Origin of the sequence: Amnimonas aquatica (assembly GCF_002943415.1) — a bacterium.
Lineage (GTDB): Bacteria > Pseudomonadota > Gammaproteobacteria > Pseudomonadales > Moraxellaceae > Perlucidibaca > Perlucidibaca aquatica_A.
This window is the reverse complement of sequence record NZ_PTQZ01000131.1, coordinates 1-5,219: the sequence shown is the minus strand read 5'-3', so window position 1 is coordinate 5,219 and position 5,219 is coordinate 1. Positions and strand designations below refer to the sequence as shown.

The window sequence follows — 5,219 nt, the reverse complement described above, 5'->3', positions numbered from 1 at the left end:
CCGGCGGCGGCCCTGCGCCATCCCGGCTGGCGAAACCGGGCAATGCGGACTATCTCCAGCACATGACCGATCACACCAGGAGCCCGCCATGCCCGCTCAAGTCCCGTTGCGCGCCAGTTCGCCCAGCCAGCGCCGCGGGCGCCTGGCCGAAGATGACGCCCTGGCCCGCCTGATTGCCGCCGGCCATCGCCTGATCGCGCGCAATTTTCACTGTCGCCTGGGCGAGATCGACTTGATAACCTTGTCGCGCCGCGACGTGCTGGTGTTCACCGAAGTCCGCTGGCGCCAGCGCGACAGCCATGGCAGCGCCGCCGACTCGGTGACCGCCGGCAAGCAGCGTCGTCTGCTGGCGACCGCCGGGGTCTTCCTCGCGCGTCATCCAGACTGGCGCGAACACGTCATGCGTTTTGATGTCGCGGCATACGGCGGCCATCCCCCGGACTGGCAGCGACGCTGGATCAGGGGCGCCTTCGGCACCCGATAGGACAGGAAACAGATGCAGGCAAGAATCACGCAGCTCTGCCAGGACAGCATGACCATGCTGGCCCGGCTGGCCGAGGAACAATCCGGAACCATCTCGCAGGCGGCCATGCTCATGGTCGATGCCCTGGTGCAGGAGCGGAAGCTGATCTGCTGCGGCAACGGCGCGTCCGGGGCCAATGCCCTGTCGTTCGTGAGCAAGCTGCTCAACCGCTTCGAGCACGAGCGCCCGGCCCTGCCGGCGCTGGCGCTGGCACCGGACAGCATCACGCTGAGCGCGCTGGCGCAGGACAACCGCCTCACCGAGTCGTTCTCGCGCCCGTTCCTGGCCTACGCCCAGCCCGGCGACGTGCTGGTGGTGCTGTCGGCCTCGGCCAACGCCGCCAACATCCTGTCGGTGATCCAGGCCGCGCACGAACGCCACTGCCCCGTCATCGCCCTGACCGGCAACCACGGCGGCGAGGTCGCCCGCCTGCTGGAGCCGCAGGATGTGCTGATCCAGCTACCCGAACATCGCAGCTACCGGGTGCATGAAGCCCAGCTGTTTACATTGCACTGCTGCTGCGCCTTAATCGACACCGCCCTGTTTGGAGATCCCGACCTTGTCTAAGCCCCTGTCCCGCCAACGACGCCTCGCGCTCGCCGCCACCGTTTCCGCCACCCTGCTGCTGCCGCTGGCCGGCTGCACCACCCTGGCCAAGATGGGCGTCGGCCCCGGCATCTCCGATCCCGGCACCCGCACCACGGCCATGCGCCTGACCGACATCAATCTCGGCCAGGCCATCCGCCGCGACATCTACCGCGACGTGCCGGCCGCCCGTGACGCGCGCATCGAAGTGACCACGTTCTACCAGTCGGTGCTGCTGACCGGAGAAGTCCAGTCGCAGGACATGAAGGGCCGCATCGGCGAGATCGCCCGCGGCTACGAAGACGTCCGCGCCGTGCACAACGAGCTGAGCATCGGCCCGACGCTGGGCTTCGGCACCCGCAGCAGCGACAGCCTGCTGGAAAGCAAGGCCAACATTTCGCTGAGCACCGGCAGCAACATCCGCAGCGGCCAGACCAATGTCGTCGCCGTCAACGGCACGCTCTACCTGATGGGCAAGCTGACGCAGCGCGAGACCGATCGCGCCATCGTGCGCCTGCAGGCACTCGACGGCGTCAAGCGCATCGTGAAGATCGTGGATATCCTGCCGGAACAGGCGTCGGACGCGCCGTCTACTTGACCACGCGCAGTGCCGGTCGCGCCCTGGCGCGGCCGGCATCCTCCTCCGCCGGCGCCTCGTCGGCGGGCCCGGGCGGCGTGTAATCGCCGGCATCAAAGAACAGGCCTTCGCCGTTCTCGCGGGCATAGATCCCCAGCACCGCTCCGACGGGCACTCGAATCCACTGCGGCTGGCCGCCGAAGCGCGCCGAGAAGCTCAGCTCGTCATTGCCCAGCACCAGATCCCTGACCGCCGACGGGCGGATGTTCAGCACAATGCGCCCGTCCTCGACGAAGGCCTCGGGCACGGCGACGCCCGGCCAGCCGGCATCGACCATGAGATGCGGCGTCCACTCGTTGTCGACGATCCAGTCGTTGATTGCCCGGATGAAGTACGGACGGGTTCCTGCCAGTGCCATCTCAGCCCCTTCGCATGTCGCGTTCGGCATCGCTCAGCGCGGCGATGAAGCCGTCACGATGGAAAACCCGATCCATGTAGCGCAAAAGGCCGCGGCATGAACGCTCCGGCAGCTCGATGTCGAGCACCGGCAGACGCCAGAGGATGGGCGCCAGCATGCAATCGAGCAGCGAGAACTCGTCGCTCATGAAGAAGGTCTTCTCGTTGAACACCGGGGCCACCGTCACCAGGCTGTCGCGCAGCTCCTTGCGCGCCTTGGTCACGGCCAGCTCGCGCCCCTTGCCTGACAGCAGCAGATCGACATGGCCGCACCAGTCGCGCTCGATGCGATACGCCAGCAGGCGCGCCTGCGCGCGCGCCACCGGATACACCGGCAGCAGCGGCGGATGCGGGAAGCGCTCGTCCAGGTACTCCATCATGATCCTGGTCTCGTACAGCGCAAGCTCCCTGTCCACCAGCACCGGCAGCTGGTTGTAGGGATTGAGATCGGCCAGGTCGTCCGGACGGTTGCCGGCATGGACATTGACGACGTCGACGGAGACCCCCTTCTCGGCCAGCACGATGCGGACGCGATGGCTGTAATGATCCGCCCCGTCCGAATAGAAGGTCATCGACGCACGCCGTGTCACGGTCCCCATCTGCTCACCCCTGGTCTGCGCGGGCCCGGGTGCCCGCCGGTTCGGGCAGCCTGCCGCCCCGTCAGCCCGGTCGTTTGACGTGCCGGACGCCCCGGATGCCGCAACAGCAGCATGGCCGGGGCCGGCCGGGAACCATCAGACGTGTCAAAAAATGTCCAGTAATGCTAATGAAATCAATCAGGAGAGACAAGGCGGGGCATTTCTCCCCGTCCGGCGACCATCCGGCCGCAGGCACTCCGGAAAAGACGGAAGCCCGCAAGCGAACTTGCGGGCTTCCGGATTGGCTGGGGAACTAGGATTCGAACCTAGACAGACGGTGTCAGAGACCGTAGTCCTACCATTAGACGATTCCCCAAAACTTGCAGCCCCGGCAGGGCTCCAGCGATTAACGCTTGGAGTACTGCGGACGCTTGCGAGCCTTGCGCAGACCGAGCTTCTTGCGCTCGACTTCACGGGCATCGCGAGTCACGAAGCCGGCCTTGCGCAGCGGCGACTTCAGTTCCTCGTTGTATTCGACCAGTGCACGGGTGATACCGTGACGGATGGCGCCAGCCTGGCCACCGATACCGCCACCAGCCACCGTGACCTTGATGTCGAACTTGTTCAGCAGTTCGACCAGCTCCAGCGGCTGACGCACGACCATGCGGGCGGTTTCACGACCGAAATAGACATCCAGCGGACGGTCATTGACAACAATGTTGCCAGTGCCCGGGCTGATGAAAACACGTGCGGTTGCAGTCTTGCGACGGCCGGTTCCGTAATTCGTTGTCATGACTTCGCGCTCAGATGTTCAGTTCTTGCGGCTGCTGGGCGGCGTGCGGGTGCTCGGCACCACCGTACACCTTCAGCTTGGCCAGCATGTCGCGGCCCAGCGGGCCCTTCGGCAGCATGCCCTTGACGGCGATTTCCAGCGCGGCTTCCGGACGATGGTCGCGCAGCTTCTGGAAGTTGACGCCCTTGATGCCGCCCGGGAAACCGGTGTGGTGCCAGTACATCTTGTCCTGGACCTTGTTGCCGGTGACGGCAACTTTGCCGGCGTTGACGACCACGATGTAGTCGCCCGTGTCCACGTGCGGGGTGAACTCCGGCTTGTGCTTGCCGCGCAGGCGGCTGGCGATCACCGAAGCCAGACGGCCGAGCGTCTTGCCGCTGGCGTCGACGACGAACCAGTCGCGCTTCACGCTCTCGGGCTTGGCACTGATAGTCTTCATGTCAACATGCCTTCAAAATCAGGTTTGGCGACAACCGAAGCAAATCAGGCTGCCGCAATGAGGTCGCGAATAGTACCCAAGGGTTCCGATCTTGGCAACGCCTGGCCGAAGAAATTTTCTCTCCGGCCGGGCGCACCGCACGAAATCAGACCAGCGTGCGGGCGACAATGCCCTTCATGATCTCGTTGGTGCCGCCATAGATGCGCTGCACGCGGCAATCCGCCCACATGCGCGCCACCGGGTACTCCCACATGTAGCCGTAGCCGCCGAAGAGCTGCACGCAGGCGTCGAGCACTTCGAACTGCAGGTCCGATACCCAGTATTTTGCCGCAGCCGCCGTGGGCACATCCAGCTTTTTCTGCACGTGCAGGTCGATGCAGCGGTCGACATAGGTGCGCGCCACCTCGATCTTGGTGTGCAGCTCGGCCAGCTTGTACTGCGTGTTCTGGAAGTCGGCGATGCGCTTGCCGAAGGCCTTGCGCTCGCGCACGTAGTCCAGCGTCAGCGCCAGCGCGCCCTCCATCATGGCGACGCCGTTGACCGCGATGCCCAAGCGCTCCTGCGGCAGCTCCTGCATGAGGTAGATGAAACCCATGCCCTCGGCGCCGATCAGGTTCGCTTTCGGCACCTTCACATCATTGAAGAACAGCTCGGAGGTGTCCTGCGCCTTCATGCCGACCTTGTGCAGGTTGCGGCCGCGCTCGAAGCCGGGCATGCCGCGCTCCACCAGCAGCAGCGAAATGCCCTTGGCGCCCTGCGCCGGGTCGGTCTTGGCCACCACGATCACGACATCGGCCATCTGGCCGTTGGTGATGAAGGTCTTGGAGCCGTTGAGCAGGTAGTGGTCACCCTTGTCGATGGCCGTGGTCTTCACGCCCTGCAGGTCGGAACCGGCGCCCGGCTCGGTCATGGCGATGGCGCCGATCAGCTCGCCGCTCACCATCTTCGGCAGGATGCGCAGCTTCATCTCCTCCGAGGCATGGTGCTCGATGTACGGCGCCACGATGTCGGTGTGCAGGCCCCAGCCGATGCCGGTCAGGCCCTGGCGGGAGATCTCCTCCATGACCACGATGGAATACAGGTAGTCGGCGGCCGGGCCGCCGTACTGCTCGGCCACCGTCGGGCACAGGAACCCGTTTTCGCCGGCCTTGAGCCAGAGCTCGCGCGAGACCTGGCCCTCCTCTTCCCAGCGGGCGTGGTGGGGCGCGGCTTCCTTCTCCAGGAACTTGCGCAGGCTGTCGCGAAAGGCTTCGTGATCGGAATTGAAC

8 protein-coding genes and 1 tRNA gene are annotated in these 5,219 nt (G+C 65.4%); 3 read left to right on the top strand and 6 right to left on the bottom strand.

What is annotated here, in order from left to right; all coding sequences use genetic code 11:
- Positions 1 to 88: 88 nt before the first annotated feature.
- Genes C5O18_RS06260 through C5O18_RS06250 form a run of 3 tightly spaced genes read left to right on the top strand, consistent with a single transcriptional unit; the run spans position 89 to position 1,706 of the window.
- Positions 89 to 484 carry a YraN family protein gene (locus C5O18_RS06260; RefSeq protein WP_105192458.1) on the top strand — a complete coding sequence of 132 codons (396 nt, stop codon included), beginning with the start codon at positions 89 to 91 and terminating at the stop codon, positions 482 to 484.
- A 12-nt stretch (positions 485 to 496) separates the two neighbouring features.
- A complete protein-coding gene (locus C5O18_RS06255; protein ID WP_105192456.1) occupies positions 497 to 1,090 on the top strand; it encodes a D-sedoheptulose-7-phosphate isomerase in 594 nt (197 codons plus the stop codon).
- The gene (locus tag C5O18_RS06250) at positions 1,083 to 1,706 is read left to right on the top strand and encodes a BON domain-containing protein (RefSeq protein WP_105192454.1); all 624 of its coding nucleotides are present in this window, start codon (positions 1,083 to 1,085) and stop codon (positions 1,704 to 1,706) included. The genes C5O18_RS06255 and C5O18_RS06250 overlap by 8 nt, the downstream gene beginning before the upstream one ends.
- Here C5O18_RS06250 and C5O18_RS06245 read toward each other — a convergent pair.
- The 6 genes from C5O18_RS06245 to C5O18_RS06220 all read right to left on the bottom strand — a co-directional run.
- The gene (locus tag C5O18_RS06245; RefSeq protein WP_206389759.1) at positions 1,699 to 2,103 is read right to left on the bottom strand and encodes a ClpXP protease specificity-enhancing factor; all 405 of its coding nucleotides are present in this window, start codon (positions 2,101 to 2,103) and stop codon (positions 1,699 to 1,701) included. The genes C5O18_RS06250 and C5O18_RS06245 overlap by 8 nt on opposite strands.
- A 1-nt stretch (position 2,104) precedes the next feature.
- Positions 2,105 to 2,713, bottom strand: a complete 609-nt coding sequence (locus tag C5O18_RS06240; RefSeq protein WP_241146759.1) for a glutathione S-transferase N-terminal domain-containing protein — start codon at positions 2,711 to 2,713, stop codon at positions 2,105 to 2,107.
- 308 nt (positions 2,714 to 3,021) lie between these two features.
- A tRNA-Gln gene (locus tag C5O18_RS06235) sits at positions 3,022 to 3,095 on the bottom strand.
- A gap of 30 nt (positions 3,096 to 3,125) precedes the next feature.
- Positions 3,126 to 3,512 carry a 30S ribosomal protein S9 gene (gene rpsI, locus C5O18_RS06230; RefSeq protein ID WP_105192442.1) on the bottom strand — a complete coding sequence of 129 codons (387 nt, stop codon included), beginning with the start codon at positions 3,510 to 3,512 and terminating at the stop codon, positions 3,126 to 3,128.
- 10 nt (positions 3,513 to 3,522) lie between these two features.
- A complete protein-coding gene (gene rplM, locus C5O18_RS06225) occupies positions 3,523 to 3,951 on the bottom strand; it encodes a 50S ribosomal protein L13 (RefSeq protein WP_105192440.1) in 429 nt (142 codons plus the stop codon).
- Between the two features lie 145 nt (positions 3,952 to 4,096).
- Positions 4,097 to 5,219, bottom strand: a 1,123-nt coding sequence (locus tag C5O18_RS06220) for an acyl-CoA dehydrogenase family protein (RefSeq protein WP_105192438.1), incomplete at its 5' end; no start/stop codon positions are given.

Bases quoted from the DNA above. Each gene is read 5' to 3' on its own strand.
- C5O18_RS06260 (WP_105192458.1), top strand. From the start codon at position 89: ATGCCCGCTCAAGTCCCGTTGCGCGCCAGTTCGCCCAGCCAGCGCCGC.
- C5O18_RS06255 (WP_105192456.1), top strand. From the start codon at position 497: ATGCAGGCAAGAATCACGCAGCTCTGCCAGGACAGCATGACCATGCTG.
- C5O18_RS06245 (WP_206389759.1), bottom strand. From the start codon at position 2,103: ATGGCACTGGCAGGAACCCGTCCGTACTTCATCCGGGCAATCAACGAC.
- C5O18_RS06240 (WP_241146759.1), bottom strand. From the start codon at position 2,713: ATGACCTTCTATTCGGACGGGGCGGATCATTACAGCCATCGCGTCCGC.
- rpsI (WP_105192442.1), bottom strand. From the start codon at position 3,512: ATGACAACGAATTACGGAACCGGCCGTCGCAAGACTGCAACCGCACGT.
- rplM (WP_105192440.1), bottom strand. From the start codon at position 3,951: ATGAAGACTATCAGTGCCAAGCCCGAGAGCGTGAAGCGCGACTGGTTC.